At 62.8% G+C, this 15,146-nt stretch carries 19 protein-coding genes; 5 read left to right on the plus strand and 14 right to left on the minus strand.

All coding sequences use genetic code 11. The annotated features are described in order from the left end of the window. Positions 1–117: 117 nt before the first annotated feature. From rpoN to ptsN, 3 genes are all read left to right on the plus strand, one after another. A complete protein-coding gene (gene rpoN, locus LB519_RS23645) occupies positions 118–1,644 on the plus strand; it encodes an RNA polymerase factor sigma-54 (RefSeq protein ID WP_024502824.1) in 1,527 nt (508 codons plus the stop codon). A gap of 265 nt (positions 1,645–1,909) precedes the next feature. Continuing rightward, positions 1,910–2,494, plus strand: a complete 585-nt coding sequence (gene hpf, locus LB519_RS23650; protein ID WP_013529588.1) for a ribosome hibernation-promoting factor, HPF/YfiA family — start codon at positions 1,910–1,912, stop codon at positions 2,492–2,494. A 121-nt stretch (positions 2,495–2,615) separates the two neighbouring features. Next, on the plus strand, positions 2,616–3,080 hold the full coding sequence (ptsN, locus tag LB519_RS23655) for a PTS IIA-like nitrogen regulatory protein PtsN (RefSeq protein ID WP_013529589.1): 465 nt from the start codon (positions 2,616–2,618) through the stop codon (positions 3,078–3,080). Between the two features lie 92 nt (positions 3,081–3,172). Here ptsN and LB519_RS23660 read toward each other — a convergent pair whose 3' ends face one another. Together LB519_RS23660 and LB519_RS23665 are read right to left on the minus strand one after the other, a co-directional pair. Further along, positions 3,173–3,427 (minus strand): DUF1150 family protein, encoded by a 255-nt coding sequence (locus LB519_RS23660; RefSeq protein ID WP_023760740.1) that lies wholly within the window; start codon positions 3,425–3,427, stop codon positions 3,173–3,175. Positions 3,428–3,492: 65 nt separating this feature from the next. Continuing rightward, positions 3,493–3,918, minus strand: coding sequence for an Hsp20 family protein (locus tag LB519_RS23665; protein WP_013529591.1), 426 nt, complete (start codon positions 3,916–3,918; stop codon positions 3,493–3,495). 315 nt (positions 3,919–4,233) lie between these two features. On the opposite strand from LB519_RS23665, the gene LB519_RS23670 reads away from it, so the two are divergent. Beyond that, the gene (locus LB519_RS23670) at positions 4,234–5,178 is read left to right on the plus strand and encodes a nucleoside hydrolase (RefSeq protein ID WP_024502823.1); all 945 of its coding nucleotides are present in this window, start codon (positions 4,234–4,236) and stop codon (positions 5,176–5,178) included. A gap of 36 nt (positions 5,179–5,214) precedes the next feature. Here LB519_RS23670 and LB519_RS23675 read toward each other — a convergent pair whose 3' ends face one another. From LB519_RS23675 to LB519_RS23725, 11 genes are all read right to left on the minus strand, one after another. Further along, a complete protein-coding gene (locus LB519_RS23675) occupies positions 5,215–5,592 on the minus strand; it encodes a hypothetical protein (protein WP_063169006.1) in 378 nt (125 codons plus the stop codon). Between the two features lie 3 nt (positions 5,593–5,595). Beyond that, a complete protein-coding gene (locus tag LB519_RS23680; RefSeq protein WP_013529594.1) occupies positions 5,596–5,916 on the minus strand; it encodes a hypothetical protein in 321 nt (106 codons plus the stop codon). A gap of 101 nt (positions 5,917–6,017) precedes the next feature. Beyond that, positions 6,018–6,632: a LysE family translocator gene (locus tag LB519_RS23685; protein ID WP_013529595.1), complete on the minus strand. Its 615-nt coding sequence runs from the start codon at positions 6,630–6,632 to the stop codon at positions 6,018–6,020. Between the two features lie 113 nt (positions 6,633–6,745). Next, on the minus strand, positions 6,746–8,194 hold the full coding sequence (locus LB519_RS23690; RefSeq protein ID WP_063173089.1) for an amidase: 1,449 nt from the start codon (positions 8,192–8,194) through the stop codon (positions 6,746–6,748). A gap of 1 nt (position 8,195) precedes the next feature. Further along, a complete protein-coding gene (locus tag LB519_RS23695) occupies positions 8,196–9,101 on the minus strand; it encodes a ribokinase (protein ID WP_027161332.1) in 906 nt (301 codons plus the stop codon). Between the two features lie 153 nt (positions 9,102–9,254). Beyond that, positions 9,255–9,737: a hypothetical protein gene (locus LB519_RS23700; protein ID WP_027161333.1), complete on the minus strand. Its 483-nt coding sequence runs from the start codon at positions 9,735–9,737 to the stop codon at positions 9,255–9,257. After that, positions 9,712–10,224 (minus strand): hypothetical protein, encoded by a 513-nt coding sequence (locus tag LB519_RS23705; RefSeq protein WP_027161334.1) that lies wholly within the window; start codon positions 10,222–10,224, stop codon positions 9,712–9,714. The genes LB519_RS23700 and LB519_RS23705 overlap by 26 nt, the downstream gene beginning before the upstream one ends. Next, positions 10,191–10,583, minus strand: a complete 393-nt coding sequence (locus LB519_RS23710) for a hypothetical protein (RefSeq protein WP_027161335.1) — start codon at positions 10,581–10,583, stop codon at positions 10,191–10,193. The genes LB519_RS23705 and LB519_RS23710 overlap by 34 nt, the downstream gene beginning before the upstream one ends. A gap of 19 nt (positions 10,584–10,602) precedes the next feature. Next, entirely contained in the window at positions 10,603–11,073 is a 471-nt protein-coding gene (locus LB519_RS23715; RefSeq protein ID WP_027161336.1) for a hypothetical protein, read from the minus strand. Positions 11,074–11,293: 220 nt separating this feature from the next. Continuing rightward, positions 11,294–12,169: a methylated-DNA--[protein]-cysteine S-methyltransferase gene (locus tag LB519_RS23720; protein WP_024502817.1), complete on the minus strand. Its 876-nt coding sequence runs from the start codon at positions 12,167–12,169 to the stop codon at positions 11,294–11,296. Between the two features lie 124 nt (positions 12,170–12,293). Continuing rightward, the gene (locus LB519_RS23725) at positions 12,294–12,788 is read right to left on the minus strand and encodes a DUF2244 domain-containing protein (RefSeq protein WP_013529603.1); all 495 of its coding nucleotides are present in this window, start codon (positions 12,786–12,788) and stop codon (positions 12,294–12,296) included. 22 nt (positions 12,789–12,810) lie between these two features. Between LB519_RS23725 and nth the strand changes: the two genes are divergently transcribed. Beyond that, complete coding sequence (gene nth / locus LB519_RS23730; protein WP_027161337.1) at positions 12,811–13,635, plus strand: endonuclease III; 825 nt, start codon at positions 12,811–12,813, stop codon at positions 13,633–13,635. 1 nt (position 13,636) lies between these two features. Here nth and LB519_RS23735 read toward each other — a convergent pair whose 3' ends face one another. Continuing rightward, positions 13,637–15,145 (minus strand): tripartite tricarboxylate transporter permease, encoded by a 1,509-nt coding sequence (locus LB519_RS23735; protein ID WP_027161338.1) that lies wholly within the window; start codon positions 15,143–15,145, stop codon positions 13,637–13,639. Between the last annotated feature and the right edge of the window lies 1 nt (position 15,146).

A 15,146-nucleotide genomic window follows, 5' to 3' on the forward strand; every position in this document is an offset into this window, starting at 1 on the left:
AAGCGAGTTTTGCTACCAATTGCCTTGACAAGCAAAAGCCGGGCCAGTTTCTATGGCCGGCTGCAAAATTCCTTTCCGGAAGTCCGGATGCGTAGACGAGGCGTTTGAAACCGAACCATGGCGTTGGCGGCCAAACTACAGCTACGACAATCGCAGTCGCTGGTGATGACGCCGCAACTGATGCAGTCGATTCGGCTGCTGCAGTTCACCCATGTCGAGCTCGAGCATTTCATCGACGAGGAAATCGAGCGCAATCCGCTGCTGGAGCGCGCCGAGCCGCAGGACGATGCCGCCAGCGACCAGGCGCAGAAGATCGAGGCGGAGCCGCAAGCCGCCCCCGAAGGCGACTGGTTCGAAAACGAGACGCAGTGGAGCGCCGAGGCGATCTCGGACAAGCTCGACACGTCGCTGGAAAACCTGTTTCCCGACGACCCGGGCACCAGCGAGCGGCTCGGTCCCGACCTGACGGCGCAATGGAAATCGGCTTCCGGCAATGGCGCGGGTTCCTCATCCGAGTGGTTTGACGCCGGCGACATGGCGACTGCTGCGATCACGTTGCGCGACCATGTCGGTGAACAGGTGGCGCTAGCCTTCGCCGATCCGGCTGCACGTCTGATCGCCGCCGACCTCGCCGACGGCCTTGACGAGACCGGCTATCTGCGTGCCGATCTGGCCGAGATCGCCGCTCGTCTCGGTGCGGATGCCGCCGCCGTGGCGAAGGTGCTGGCGGTGTGTCAGACCTTCGAGCCGGCCGGCCTGTTTGCCCGCGACCTGGCCGAATGCCTGTCGCTGCAGCTTGCCGTGCGGAGCCGGCTCGATCCGGCGATGAAGGCGCTGGTCGCCAATCTCGAACTCCTGGCACGGCGCGATTTTCACGCATTGAAACGGATCTGCGGTGTCGACGAGGAGGATCTGCTCGACATGCTGGCCGAAATCCGGGCGCTCGATCCCCGGCCGGGCATGGCGTTTTCGGGCGGCGCCAGCGACGCGATCGTCGCCGATGTCGAGGTGCGCGCGGCCAATGACGGCAGCTGGACGGTCGAACTCAATGCCGAAACGCTGCCGCGGGTGTTGGTCGACCATATCTATTTCGCCCAGGTCTCTCCGCAGGCCAAGAACCAGGCGGAAAAGGATTTTCTGGCCGAATGCCTGCAGAACGCCAACTGGCTGACGCGCAGCCTCGACCAGCGGGCAAAGACCATCCTCAAGGTCGCCTCGGAAATCGTTCGCCAGCAGGACGCCTTCCTCGTCCATGGCGTGCGGCAGCTGAAGCCGCTCAATCTGCGCACTGTGGCCGACGCCATCGGCATGCACGAATCGACCGTCAGCCGGGTCACAGCCAATAAATACATGCTGACGCCGCGCGGCGTGTTCGAGCTTCGCTACTTCTTCACCGCCTCGATCGCCGCATCGGGCGGCGGCGATGCGCACTCCTCGGAAGCCGTGCGTGACCGCATCAAGCAGTTGATCGACGAGGAGAAGCCCGTCGACGTGCTTTCCGACGATGCAATCGTCGACATGTTGCGCGAAAGTGGCGTCGACATTGCAAGGCGTACGGTCGCCAAGTACCGGGAAGGCATGAATATCCCCTCCTCGGTGCAGCGCCGGCGCGAGAAACGTGCGATGGCCAGCGCCGGGCGCTGAGGCGGGTCGATTTTCCACAAGCCAGCACTTCATTGACAAGCCGCGGTGAACTGGCTAGAAGCCCGCCCGCATGAGACGGGCTAGATGCCCGCATGCGGATGGTCCGTCACGACGTTGGCCTCGGGACGGTCAAAGGGCGGCTTGTGATCAACCGGAAAGTCTGGATTTAAAATCGGCGCAAGTGACGCCGCAAAGCTTGTGCGCACGGATCACGAGTATAAACTCGGGCCAGTTTGAAGCCTGAGCAAGGAAGGTCAGTTTTCAGATGAATCTGCGCATATCGGGAAAACACATGGACATCGGCGATGCGTTTCGGACACGCATCAACGATCGTGTCGGCGAAGCGATCGGCAAATATTTCGATCGCGGCTTTGCCGGACATGTCACGGTCATCAAATCGGGTTCGCGCTATTCGGCGGATTGCATGATCCGGCTGGATTCCGGCGCTTCGCTGCAGGCCACCGGCGATGCCCAGGATCCGACGCTTGCCTTCGAGGCGGCGGCGGACCGTCTGGAAACCCGCCTGAGGCGCTACAAGCGCCGGCTGAAATCGCACAATTCGGGCGCCGCCAACGGCCAGCCAACCGACATAGCCTACACGGTGATGGCGCCGCTTGCCGATGACGACGAGGACATTCCGGAGAATTTCGCGCCGGCCATCGTCGCCGAATCAACCATGACGCTGAAGACCATGTCGGTGGCGTCGGCGGTCATCGAGCTCGACACCAAGGACAGCCCGGTCTTCGTCTTCCGCAACGCGGGAACCGACCATCTCAACATCGTCTATCGCCGACCCGATGGAAATATCGGTTGGATCGACCCGTCGACGACCAAGGTCGCACAAGCGTGACGACAACGGTCGCACGGTGACGACAAGGGTCGCACGGTGACGACGAGGTCGCACTGGGATAAGAGCCGGCCGCACGAGGGGTGAGGACTGGTGACGGCAGGCGAACAAGGGATTTTCAAGCATGGATCTGAGCGATCTTATCAACGTTCCGGCGATATTGCCGGCGTTGAAGGCGAACTCCAAGAAGCAGCTGCTGCAATTGCTGTCCGAACGGGCCGCGGCGATTTCCGGCATTCCGGAGCGGGAGGTGTTCGACACCATCCTGCAGCGTGAGCGGCTGGGTTCGACCGGCGTCGGCAACGGCATCGCCATCCCGCACGGCAAGCTAGCCGGCGTGAAGCGCATCGCAGGTGTTTTCGCCCGGCTGGAGACGCCTGTCGATTTCGAATCGCTGGACGATCAGCCCGTCGATCTGGTGTTTCTGCTGCTGGCGCCGGAAGGGGCGGGCGCCGATCACCTCAAGGCACTGTCGCGCATCGCGCGAGTGCTGCGTGACGCCGACACGGTGGCCAAGATCAGGGGTACGCGCGACGCCGCGGCTATCCACGCGCTTTTATCGGACACCCAGGCCTCGCACGCGGCCTAATTTTTCTGGTGAGACGACATTCAAGGGCCGCCACGGGCGGCCCTACGCGTTTGAGCCTGCTGGTCGCGCCTAACAGGGCGGCGCGCTGGGTCTTAGTGGATGGCGACCGTGGTCAGGTCGTTTTCCATGGCACCGGCCAGTGCGCGGTCACGCGCGTCGGAAAGCAGGATCGGCTGGCCATTGGCGGCAAACAGCGCCCACAGTTCCATGCCGGGAGCGATTTCGCCGAGATTGGGGAAACGGCCGAGCAATTCGTCGCTCGAGACCTTTCTGAGATAAGCGACCGAGCCCTCGCCGAGATGAGCGAATTCGCCATTGGTCATGGTGATATTTTCAGTTCTGGTCATTTCAAAGCCTCCTTGGCGCGAGGACGCCGCTCAAGGCCATCCCGCATGAGAGCCATCGGTAAAGATCAGTCTTTCACCGATATGTTTATTTTCCGTACCAGCCGTTCGGACTCCGGCCGATCGAGGTCGATCGCCAAAAGGCCGTTCTTCAACTCCGCTGCGATCACCCGCATGCCGTCGGCCAGCACGAAACAGCGCTGGAACTGGCGCGCGGCGATGCCGCGATGAAGAAATTCGCGCTCGGTGTCGTCGGTCTGACGGCCGCGCACGACCAACTGGTTTTCCTCCGTGGTGACATCGAGATCGCTTTCGGCGAAACCGGCGACCGCCAATGTGATGCGCAACCTTTCGGTTTTGCCGTCGGCGCCGCTGAGGCGTTCGATGTTGTAGGGAGGATAGCTGTCACCGGACTTCGCCAGGCGTTCCAGGGTCTTTTCCATGGCGTCGAAACCAAGCAGAAGCGGGCTGGAAAAGGGCGTCATTCGGCTCATGTTACACTGTCCTCTCAAGAGCGACATAAAGTGGAAAAACCCAGATGGCATTTTTCCCGATGGCCTTGATATGGTCCGCCCCGCGACCAAGTTCAAGCCGTCAACAGACCCGCCCAGAAAGACCAGGCCGTGGACTCACAGGAATGACAGACATGGCGCTTGAAACGGCGAGCAGATGCAAGGAAAAGCGCGCGGGTCGGGATTGTCTTCCCTGGTCGAGCGGTTCGGCCTGGCAGCTCGCGGCCGCTTCGGCGTCATTTGGATGTTCCGATCGGATCGACGCAAGTCCACGACCTCGCCAAACAAGGAATTGAAATGCCCCAGTCACGCAAGATCATCATCGACACGGATCCCGGCCAGGATGATGCCGTCGCCATATTGCTGGCGCTCGGCAGCTCCGAACTGGAGATCGTCGGCATATCAGCCGTTGCCGGCAACGTGCCGCTGAAGCTTACCGAAAAGAATGCCCGCAAGATCTGCGAGCTGGCCGGCCGCCCGGACATCAAGGTCTATGCCGGTGCCATCCGGCCCCTGACGCGCGAACTGGTCACCGCCGAGGAAGTGCATGGCAAGACCGGCCTCAACGGTCCGCAATTGCCCGAACCGACGATGAAGCTGCAGGACCAGTACGCGGTCGATTTCATCGTCCAGACGCTGATGAGCGAAGAAAGCGGCACGATCACGCTTTGCGCGCTCGGCCCGCTCACCAACATTGCGCTGGCGCTGATCCGCGAGCCGCGCATTGCACCGCGCATCAAGGAAATCGTGCTGATGGGCGGCGGCTTCTTCGAAGGCGGCAATGTCACCCCGACCGCCGAATTCAACATCTATGTCGACCCGCAGGCCGCAGATGTCGTGCTCAAATCCGGCATTCCGATCGTCATGATGCCTCTCGACGTCACCCACAAGGCGCTGACCACCGCCAAGCGCACGCAGGCCTTCCGCGCGCTGGGCACCAGGGTCGGCACCGCCACCGCGGAGATGCTGGAGTTCTTCGAGCGCTTCGATGAAGAGAAATACGGCACCGACGGTGGCCCGCTGCACGATCCTTGCGTCATCGCCTATCTGTTGAAGCCGGACCTGTTCAAGGGCCGCAACTGCAACGTCAGCGTGGAAACCGCCTCGGAACTGACCATGGGCATGACCGTGATCGACTGGTGGGGCGTCACCAAACGGCCGAAGAACGCCATGGTGATGCGCGACATCGACCATGATGCGTTTTTCGCCTTGCTGGTGGAGAGGCTGGGGCGGCTTAACTGACCGTCAGAACAGAACTGAACTTGTGAGCACGCGTCTTCACTCATTGAGAAACCGATAGGTGTCTCCGCCGCGCTTATGATGTTGCCGCTCGATGGGGATGACCGAACCGACAAGGTGCGGCATCCCCACTTCATCATCGATGGATGTCACCGCGCTGTTGCCATCAAGGCGGACATCGTATGTGTAATACAGCCCGCGCCCGGCAGCCATCTTCGGATTGATGGGCATTAACCTCACATACTCGATAGTGCCCATCACACTCTGAGTTGCCACAACCGGATTGTCCTGGTTCATCGCAATCGGGATCAGCGCCGCCAGGGGCAGTGCGCAGAAGAATACGACACCAATGACTGCGTCTCGGTATTCTGCCTGAAACAGAAGCAGGCGGTTTCTGAGAGAAGATACTGTTGCCATGATTCAATTCACGAATCGGTAGAAGACGAAGCCATTGTCGCGCGTGACGCGTTCGATGTTTGTGCGCGAGCCGATCAGATGCGGGTGATCGTCATCGATAAGGACAGACGAACCGTTCTCGATAGAAACCAGATATATGCCGCGGCCATGGTCCAACCGGACACTTTCGACGTTTGCCTCGACTGTGTCGACCGATCGGATCGGGCTGGCGTCGTTGATCCATTTGTTTGCCGCCAACATGATCATAACCGCAAACGCACCAATAAAGAGGATCACGCCAGGCGCGTTCCTCTTCAAACCATCCCAAGTCCAAAAGACAGACATGAATCCCTCAAGCCAGATTCATGTGGTGGTGGGACAGCACACTTTCAATCTGTTGCCATTCCAGGGTGCTGCAACTCCTTGCGGCGCCGGCTCGGCCGCCTTTACTTCGACCGCGAAAACGCCAGCCACAGGCCGCCGCCGACCATGAAGCTGCCGCTGATCCTCGACAAAAGCTTGATGCGGCCGGCCGACAGCAGGCGCCCGGCGCGGCCGGCGGCCAGCGCGTAAGTCGAATCCGAGAAGGCGGCGAAGATCATGGCGGTCAGACCCATGACGGCGATCTGCAGCGAGTAGTTGCCTTGCGGCGAAATGAACTGCGGAAAGAAGGCGCCGAAGAAAATCAGCGTCTTGGGGTTGCTCAGCGCCACCAGCAGGCCCTGCAGGAAGAAGCCGCCGCGCGGCTTTCTCGCTGTTCCATCGGCATTCAACGTGCCCTTGGAACGGAACATCTGCACACCCATCCAGATCAGATAGGCGGCACCGATCAGCCGTACCCATTCGAACCAGTGGCCCATGCCTGCGATCAGCGTGTTGAGGCCGATGCCGACGATGGCGATCATCACGGCAAGCCCGGCCTGCGTGCCGGCGACGTTGGCGAGGCCGGCGCGCGAGCCATGGCGGATGCTGTTGGCAATGATCAGCGTGACCGTCGGACCGGGCACCAGGATAATGACGATGCAAGCGAGGACATAGGCGGCGTAGAGTTCGAGCGACATGCTTTTTCCCCAGGAATACCGCCGAGGCGGCGCGGCTGAGGATAATCAATGCATGGCGGCGATAGCGATGCAAGCCGGTGCGCGAAGCGCCGCGGCACGCCAACGCGTGCGATTCAGGCGCCGACCGGCCAGGGCAGCGTTGCCTCATAGGCGGCCGCCGCCTTGAGCACGGCAAGGTCGCCGCGTGGCCGGCCGATCAGCTGCATGCCCATCGGCCGCCCTCTATCGTCGAAGCCGACCGGCACATTGGCCGCCGGGCAGCCGCCCAAGGTCGCGAAGGCGGAAACCTGCATCCAGCGGTGATAGCTGTCCATTGTGCGTCCGGCGACCTCACGCGGCCAATGCGTACCGATGTCGAAGGGGAAGACCTGTGCTGTCGGCAGCGCAATCAGATCATAGCGGGCGAAGATCGACAGAAGCGTGCGATGCCAGGACGTGCGGATGACCGAAGCGGCGCGGATCTGCGGCGCCGTCAGCCGCGTTGCGTTCTCCACTTCCCAGATGGCTTCCGGCTTGAGCAGGCGGCGCTTTGCGGGATCGTCATAGTGGGTTTTGAGCGCGCAGCCGCTGCTGGCCTGGCGCAGCGTCACGAAGGCCTGCCACAGCGCTTCGAAATCGAAATCCGGCAGCAGGGGCTCGGTCGCGAAGGACGCCTCCGCAAAGCGGCCAAGTGCCGCCTCGCACAGGCCGAGAATGCCTGTTTCAACCGGCAGATGACCGCCGAGGTCACCGAGCCAGGCGATGCGGCCACCAGTTGCGGGTATTCCAAGCCCTTCGAGGAACGAGCCGGGTTTGTCGTAGGACAATGGCGCGTGCGGGTGGTAACCGGCCTGCACATCGAGCAGCAGCGCCATGTCACGGACGTTGCGGCCCATCGGCCCGTCGACGCCCATCTGCGCATGGAAGACTTCGAAATCGGGTCCACCGGGAACAAGTCCTTGCGACGGGCGGAAGCCAAAAACATTGTTCCAGGCGGCCGGGTTGCGCAGCGAGCCGCCAAAGTCGCTGCCATCGGCGACGGGCACCATGTCGAGCGCCAGGGCAACGGCCGCGCCGCCGCTCGAGCCTCCGGCGGTCAGGGCCGGATCGAAGGCGTTCAGCGTCGGCCCGAACACGGCGTTGTAGGTGTTGGAACCAAGCCCGAATTCGGGGACGTTGGTCTTGCCGATGATAATGGCGCCGGCATTGCGGATGCGCTCGACGAAGAAATCGTCCTCCTGCGGCACGAAATCGGCGAAGATCGGCGAGCCGAAAGAGGTCCTGAGGCCCGTGGTCGAGGCGAGGTCCTTGATGGCCATCGGCAGGCCGAAGAGCGGGTTGGTTTTGGCTCGCGTCGGGCTGGCATCGGCCGCATCGGCTTCGCGCAGGATATCGGCGCGATCGCGCAAGGAGACGATGGCGTTCACCAGCGGATTGACCGCCTCGATGCGGTCGAGGAATGCCGCCACCACCTCGTGCACGGAAAGCTCTCTCTCCCGGATCGCGCCGGCGAGTTCGACTGCGGACAGGCGGCAGATGTCGCCTGCCGGCGGCACGGCATGTTTTGTTTGAGGACGCAGCATTCTAACGGGTTTCCTGCAGCGCCTGATCGACGTCTTTGGCGAGCGGGATCGCCGGTTGGGCGCCAGGCTTCAGGCAGGCCAGCGAGCCGGCCGCGCCGGCGCGCGCCAGCGCCTGTTCGAGCGTGAGGCCCGACGACAGGCTGGCGGCGAAATAGCCGCAGAACGTATCGCCGGCGCCGACCGTGTCGACGGGGACGATCTTGCGCGCAGCAACGGCCAGGAACTCGGTCGGTGTCGCCGCCATCACGCCATCGCCGCCGAGCGTGACGACGACGGTGCGGCCGGTCTTTCCGGCAAAGTCCCGCATGCGCGCCGCCCGATCGCGGCCTTGCAGCGACAGCGCTTCGCCATACAGGTCGAACTCGGTTTCGTTGGCGACGACATAGTCGGCCTTGCCGAGAAAGCCGGCTGCTTGCGCTTGGAAAGGTGCTGTGTTGAGCACCGCGATGGCGCCGGCCGCCCTTGCCTGGTCGAGGGCGGCATCGACGGTGGCCAGCGGAATCTCATTTTGCAGCAGCACGACGTCGCCTTTTTTCAGAAAGGCCTTGGAGAGATCGCCGGGCACCACGGAAGCGTTGGCGCCCGGCACCACGGCGATGATGTTCTCGCCGTCGTCGGCGACCATGATCAGTGCCGTGCCGGTCGAGGCGTGAGTCTCGGCAACGCCGGACAGGTCGACCTTGCCGTCGCGCAGCAATGCCAGTGCCTCGGCGGCGAAGCTGTCCCTGCCGACGGCGCCGACCATGCGCACCGAGGCGCCGGCGCGTGCGGCGGCCAGGGCCTGGTTGGCGCCCTTGCCACCAGGCGCGGTGGTGAAGGCCGAGCCGCCCACCGTCTCGCCGGGGCTCGGCAAGCGGTCGACCTTGGCGATAAGGTCGAGGTTGATCGAGCCGATGACGATAATCAAGCAGGGCCTCCTGGCAACGCAAATTCAAAATGCCGGAGCGTCTTCGTGCGTCCGGGCGAACGCAGATCGTTCCGATTGCGTGGAAGCTAACCTGTAAGGCCGCGGCTTGCCAGACCACGCGCATGGTCCAGCCCGATTTGAGTTGTCGCGGCCTTATTCGCAGCGCACGGTGACCGTGCCCTGATAGTTGCCGGCGGGAAAGATACCGCTCGACTTGGTGGCGGTGAGGTCGACCTGCATCGCGTGGGTGCCGTTGGCAACCCTCTGCGGCACACTTCCGTTGACATCGGCCCCCGAGCCATCGAGGCGGAAGACCGAAGCGAACGTCACGTTGGTGCCACCGCCGCTCGGCGCGGACGAGAATGCGGCAGGCGCCGGCGCCGAAACCGAATAGCAGTCAAGCAGGTTGAGTATTGAGCATAACAGGGAGCTTGCCACCACGGTGGCGCTGGCGCTCGATCCGCCTGCCTGTTTGGAGCCCAGTATGCTGATGGCGGGACTGGCCTTCATCGTTCCGGACGCCCCGACCATGATGGTGCAGGTGCCGATGATCGCCGCCTGCATCGGAAGGCAGGAACCGGCAAGTGCCGCCATCGCAAACAGCGCGCGGCTACTGCTTCTTCTTTTTCTTGCCATCGCCATTTCCGGTTCTGATGCTCCAGCCTTCGTTGGCCCACCCCGGTGATGCGGTCGCGGGAGCGGTGGCGGCAATACTCGCCGTCTGGCCGTCGGTGCCGAGGCCCATTTTGAGGAGCTTCAGCTCCAGCTGAAGGCGCTCGACCTCAAGCTCGTAGAGACGGCTGCAATCGACGCGCTTGGGCGTACGCCCGATGGGGATCACCACGCGGCCGTAAGTGGCGACATCATTGTCGGACTGGCTGTTGCCTCTGATGACGCCGAGATCGACATAGGCGCCGGAGCCGGAGACGGCGGAACGGCAAGTGGTGCCATCCGCGGCATGGACCTCGTCCTGGCCCTGGGGCAAGGTGACGCCGGGCAGGTTGAAGCCGCTTTCGTTCTGGTTGAGGTTGTAGACGTCCTCGGCCCCGGCCGGCGAGGCACCCGCCCAAACAGCCGCGAGCGCCAGTGTCAGGACTTGCGGCGCCCAAAAAACTTTCCGCATATCTGTGCCCTTATCTGCGTCTGTTGATTGGGAAAGGGGATGCTTTCGGTACAGATACGCACTTTACGCTCGGCAGCGCCGCCGAAAGGCACAACCACAAGGACAGAACGGGAGGCCTGGGAGGCCAGTTGGAAGACATTTGGAGAGACCCTGGCATCTACCGGCTGGAAATCCTGATCGTAGACGTGAATTTCGACCCGGATGTTGCGGTCGTAGGGATTGGCGGGGAAGACGCGAACCGCAAAGACGTCGGTGAAGCTGTTGATCTCGCCACGCATCGGCGACATCGACTGAGCCTTGGCGGCAACGGGCGCCAATCCGACGGCCAACGCCGTCGCCAGGATTCGAGCATGTTTCACGACCCCTCCTTCGCTCGCGTCATTCGCAGCGCAGCGTTACCGTTGCCTGATAATTGCCGTTGGCGAAGCGATTGCTGCCGCCCTTGGTTCCGGCAAGGTGAACCGAGACGAGATCTGCGCCGGGGGTGGTGATGCTGGTTGTCGAGCCGGTCTCGACGATGGAATGCGCGCCGGCGGCGGAGTAGGTGGGTGTCCAGGTCGTCGACGTGCTGTCGGCGGATGGCACCGTCATGGTGGTGACCGGGTCGACGCTCAGCGACACACCTCCGGTCGTCGTCAGCGTCACGGTTCCAGCCGAGCCGCCGCTGTTGTGGGAGCTCAGGGACTGGAGATCGGGACTGGCCGTCATCGTACCGTTGGTGGCAACGACCAGCGTGCAGGTGGGCGCGATCGTGCCGTTGAAGATGACATTCTGCGTCGTGGCCAACGCGGCCTCGTCGACGCTGGCAACCAGCAGAGCTGCGCCGCAGGCGGCGCGAAACAATGTCATCGAGACCTCCTATCAAGCCGGATCGTCCGGATTAATATGAGAGCATCATCACTTTATCGTGGTTAATTTAGAGTTACCTAAAATAACGCCTCAAAATAACAACTACAGGAACCGGAGGTTGCCCTCGGTTGCAAAAGCGGAACCACAGCGTAAATAGCGCTTATACTTGATAGCGCCGATATAACCATGTTTTTCTTCGCAATATCGAGAAAAATCGATATTACGATACCTGCCCGGCTTCCCAACCCAGAATGGCGCGCTTGCGGGTCAGGCCCCAATGATAACCGGTGAGGTCGCCTGATTTGCCGATGGCGCGGTGACAAGGCACCACGAAAGAGAGCGGATTGGCGCCGTTGGCCGCACCGACCGCACGGCTGGCGGACGGTGCGCCGATGCTGGCCGCAATCGAGGAATAGGTGCGGGCCTTGCCCATCGGGATCTTGAGCAGCGCCTCCCAGACGCGAACCTGGAAGTCGGTGCCGATCATGACGACATGCAGCGGCTGGTCGGGGCGCCACAGCGTCGGGTCGAAGATACGGGCGGCATAGGGGCCGGTGGCAGTCATGTCCTCGACATAGATGGCGTTCGGCCAGCGGCTGGACATGTCGGCGAAGGCGGCGCGTTCCTCGCCGGGGTCGCTGAAGGCGAGGCCGGCGAGCCCGCGCTCGGTGGCCATGATCAGGGCGGTACCGAACGGCGAGGAATGGAAGCCGTAGCGGATGGTGAGCCCGGCGCCGCGTGTCTTGTAGTCGCCCGGCGACATCGCCTCGTGCGTGACGAACAGGTCATGCAGCCGGCCGGGGCCGGACATGCCCAGTTCGAATGAGGTCTCGAGCAGCGGCATGCCGGAATCGAGCAGCCTGCGCGCATGGTCCAGTGTCACCGCCTGCAGGAAGGCCTTGGGCGACAGGCCGGCCCAGCGGGTGAAGAGTTTTTGCAGGCCGGTCGGCGTCTCGCCGACCTCCTCGGCCAGCTCTTCGAGGGAAGGCTGATCACGATAGTCGAGACTGATCTTCTCGATGGCACGGCGCACGATCTCATAATCGCTGCCCTCAGGCGTGATGTCCTTTTTGAGGACTGCGGTGTGTGTGCTCATGGAACTGTCTCCTTGAGCCGGAATATCGCCCCTCGGGGCGTCGATCGCCACCCGAAACTTGCCTTCTTGCGGCGCATACCCAGATAGGCACCGGATTCGAGTCCAGGAATCGCTCGCGGCTGCCTCAGCGTGTCTTGGCGGTCGCCAGCGCGCGCGAAAAGGCGGTGGCAAAACTCTCGCGGGAATCGGGGTCCAGGAACGATCCGATCGGCACGTTCTGGCCTTCACCTTGCACCGTCATGCCTGTGATGCCGATCTCGGCGTGACGGGCCACCGAAAACCGCGCCCAGAACGGATTGAAGCGATGCGCTTCCGATTTCCCGGAGGGGGCTGTCTTGCGGATGTCGAGGCTGGTGCGCGAAACCGAGACTTCTTCGCGTGCGCGAGCGGCACGATAGTTGATGCGAAAGGCGATGTAGACGGCGGCCACGTCGAGGCCGAAGAAGCCGAACACCGGCCAGGCGCCGCGCGACAGGAAAAACGCGCCTGTCACCAGCCAGCCGAACAGCAGCGCGCCCATCAGGACGAAGAAGCCTGTCCGGCCCAGAGACCGGTGCGGGGTCAGTAGCGCCTGAAAGAATGGCTCGTCGGCCTGAAACGAGGCGTTTGTGTCGCTCATGAGGGGATATTATAGGAGGGAAATGGCAAGCCCCAAGTCCAAAGATTCTTCCCTGTCCAAAAAAGAGCCGTTGCCCGCACGACGCGATGGTTCGAACGCAAAGCCGCGCCCGAGGCCGGTGCGACGCGCGTCACGCTACAGCCCGGCCGAAGTTAACGAGATATTCCGGCGCTTTTCCGTCCAGCGGCCCGAGCCGAAAGGCGAACTCGAACATGTCAACGCCTTCACGCTGCTGGTCGCGGTGGTGCTGTCGGCGCAAGCGACGGATGCCGGCGTCAACAAGGCGACGCGGGCGCTGTTCAGGGCCGCCGATACGCCGCACAAGATGCTGGCGCTGGGGGAAGCAAGGGTCGGCGAATATATCCGCACCATCGGGCTGTGGCGCAACAAGGCGAAGAATGTGATTGCGCTGTCGCAGGCGCTGATCCGCGACCATGGCGGCGAGGTACCCGATAATCGTGATGAATTGGTCAAGCTGCCCGGGGTGGGGCGCAAGACCGCCAATGTCGTGCTCAACATGGCCTTCGGCCAGCACACGATGGCGGTCGACACGCACATTCTTCGCATAGGCAACCGGCTCGGATTGGCGCCCGGCAAGACGCCGGAACAGGTCGAGCAAGGATTGTTGAAGATCATTCCGGACGAATATATGCGCCATGCACATCACTGGCTGATCCTGCATGGCCGCTACGTCTGCAAGGCGCGCAAGCCGGATTGCCCGGCCTGCGTCATCGCCGACATCTGCAAGGCCGAGGTCAAGACGACCGATGTGCCGGCACCGCTGGTGCCGATCGCACCGCTCGACCCGGTCGAAGAGGTTCAGGACCGAGGCGGAACGGCGGCGTAGTTCAACTCTCCTCCACAAACACCTCTTCGCGCTTTTTCTTGACCGCCGGCAGGAAGACGACGGCGAGCACGGCGAGCGCTATGAGCAGCAGGCCGGCGCTGATCGGTCTGGTCACGAAGGTGCTCGGGTCGCCGCGCGAGAGGATCATGGCGCGGCGCAGGTTTTCCTCGAGCAGCGGGCCGAGCACGAAGCCGAGCAGCAGCGGTGCCGGTTCGCAGCGCAGCTTGGTCAGGAGGTAGCCGAGGAAGCCGAAGAAGGCGACGGCGTAGAGATCATAGACGTTGCTGTTGACGCTGTAGACGCCGATCGAGCAGAACGCCATGATGATCGGGAAAAGCACGTAATAGGGGATCGTCAGCAGCTTCACCCAAAGCCCGATCAGCGGCAGGTTGAGGATGATCAGCATCAGATTGCCGATCCACATCGAGGCGATGATGCCCCAGAACAGCGCCGGCTGTTCGGTTGCGACATTGGGGCCGGGCACGATGCCCTGGATGATCATGGCGCCGATCATCAGCGCCATGACAGGGTTGGCCGGAATGCCCAGCGTCAGCATCGGGATGAAGGAAGTCTGCGCACCGGCATTGTTTGCCGATTCCGGTCCGGCGACGCCTTCGATGGCGCCTTTGCCGAACTCCTTCGGGTTTTTCGAGACGCGTTTTTCGACCGTGTAGGAGGCAAAGGCTGCCAGGATCGCGCCGCCTCCCGGCAGGATGCCGAGCGCCGAACCGATGATCGTTCCGCGCACGATGGGCGCTGCCATGCGCCGAAAGTCCTCGCGGGTCGGCATAAGGCCCGTGACCTTGCGGATCATCACGGAGCGCTCATCCTCGTTTTCGAGGTTGCGCAGGATCTCGGCGATGCCAAAGACGCCGACCGCCACCGCAACGAAATTCAACCCGTCGGCATATTCCCGGATTCCAAGCGTGAAGCGCGGCGTGCCGGTGTAAATGTCGGTGCCGACAATGCCGAGCAGCAGGCCGAGCACGACCATGGCCAGCGCCTTGACGATCGAGCCGTGGGCGAGCGCGACGGACGAAACCAAGCCGACGATCATCAGCGAAAAATACTCGGCCGCGCCGAATTTCAGCGCGATCGCCGTCAGCGGCGGGGCAAAGATGGCGACGAGGAACGTCGACACGGTTCCGGCAAAGAACGAGCCGATGGCCGCGATCGCGAGGGCCGCCCCGGCGCGGCCGTTCCTGGCCATCTGGTAGCCGTCGATCGCGGTGACGGCGGACGAGGATTCGCCGGGCATGTTGATGAGAATGGCGGTGGTCGAGCCGCCATATTGCGCACCGTAATAGATGCCGGCGAGCATGATGAGGGAGGAAACCGGGTCGCCGATCTGGAAGGTGATGGGCAAAAGCATGGCGATGGTCGCGGTGGCGCCGATGCCGGGCAGGACGCCGATCAGCGTGCCGAGAAGGACGCCGATCAGGCAGAAACCGAGGTTGGTCAGCGACGTCGCCGTCGAAAAGCCGAGCGCAAGGTTGTCGAGCAGATCCATG

It is taken from the genome of Mesorhizobium sp. AD1-1 (genome assembly GCF_020164655.1).
Classification (GTDB): Bacteria; Pseudomonadota; Alphaproteobacteria; order Rhizobiales; family Rhizobiaceae; genus Mesorhizobium; species Mesorhizobium ciceri.

Excerpts from the sequence above, each read along its gene's own strand:
- LB519_RS23735 (WP_027161338.1), bottom strand. The coding sequence starts at position 15,145 with ATGGATCTGCTCGACAACCTTGCGCTCGGCTTTTCGACGGCGACGTCG.
- LB519_RS23705 (WP_027161334.1), bottom strand. The coding sequence starts at position 10,224 with ATGCGGAAAGTTTTTTGGGCGCCGCAAGTCCTGACACTGGCGCTCGCG.
- LB519_RS23715 (WP_027161336.1), bottom strand. The coding sequence starts at position 11,073 with ATGACATTGTTTCGCGCCGCCTGCGGCGCAGCTCTGCTGGTTGCCAGC.
- LB519_RS23670 (WP_024502823.1), top strand. The coding sequence starts at position 4,234 with ATGCCCCAGTCACGCAAGATCATCATCGACACGGATCCCGGCCAGGAT.
- LB519_RS23665 (WP_013529591.1), bottom strand. The coding sequence starts at position 3,918 with ATGAGCCGAATGACGCCCTTTTCCAGCCCGCTTCTGCTTGGTTTCGAC.
- LB519_RS23685 (WP_013529595.1), bottom strand. The coding sequence starts at position 6,632 with ATGTCGCTCGAACTCTACGCCGCCTATGTCCTCGCTTGCATCGTCATT.
- nth (WP_027161337.1), top strand. The coding sequence starts at position 12,811 with ATGGCAAGCCCCAAGTCCAAAGATTCTTCCCTGTCCAAAAAAGAGCCG.
- LB519_RS23725 (WP_013529603.1), bottom strand. The coding sequence starts at position 12,788 with ATGAGCGACACAAACGCCTCGTTTCAGGCCGACGAGCCATTCTTTCAG.
- LB519_RS23675 (WP_063169006.1), bottom strand. The coding sequence starts at position 5,592 with ATGGCAACAGTATCTTCTCTCAGAAACCGCCTGCTTCTGTTTCAGGCA.
- LB519_RS23700 (WP_027161333.1), bottom strand. The coding sequence starts at position 9,737 with ATGGCAAGAAAAAGAAGAAGCAGTAGCCGCGCGCTGTTTGCGATGGCG.
- hpf (WP_013529588.1), top strand. The coding sequence starts at position 1,910 with ATGAATCTGCGCATATCGGGAAAACACATGGACATCGGCGATGCGTTT.
- LB519_RS23720 (WP_024502817.1), bottom strand. The coding sequence starts at position 12,169 with ATGAGCACACACACCGCAGTCCTCAAAAAGGACATCACGCCTGAGGGC.
- rpoN (WP_024502824.1), top strand. The coding sequence starts at position 118 with ATGGCGTTGGCGGCCAAACTACAGCTACGACAATCGCAGTCGCTGGTG.
- LB519_RS23690 (WP_063173089.1), bottom strand. The coding sequence starts at position 8,194 with ATGCTGCGTCCTCAAACAAAACATGCCGTGCCGCCGGCAGGCGACATC.
- LB519_RS23660 (WP_023760740.1), bottom strand. The coding sequence starts at position 3,427 with ATGACCAGAACTGAAAATATCACCATGACCAATGGCGAATTCGCTCAT.
- ptsN (WP_013529589.1), top strand. The coding sequence starts at position 2,616 with ATGGATCTGAGCGATCTTATCAACGTTCCGGCGATATTGCCGGCGTTG.
- LB519_RS23680 (WP_013529594.1), bottom strand. The coding sequence starts at position 5,916 with ATGTCTGTCTTTTGGACTTGGGATGGTTTGAAGAGGAACGCGCCTGGC.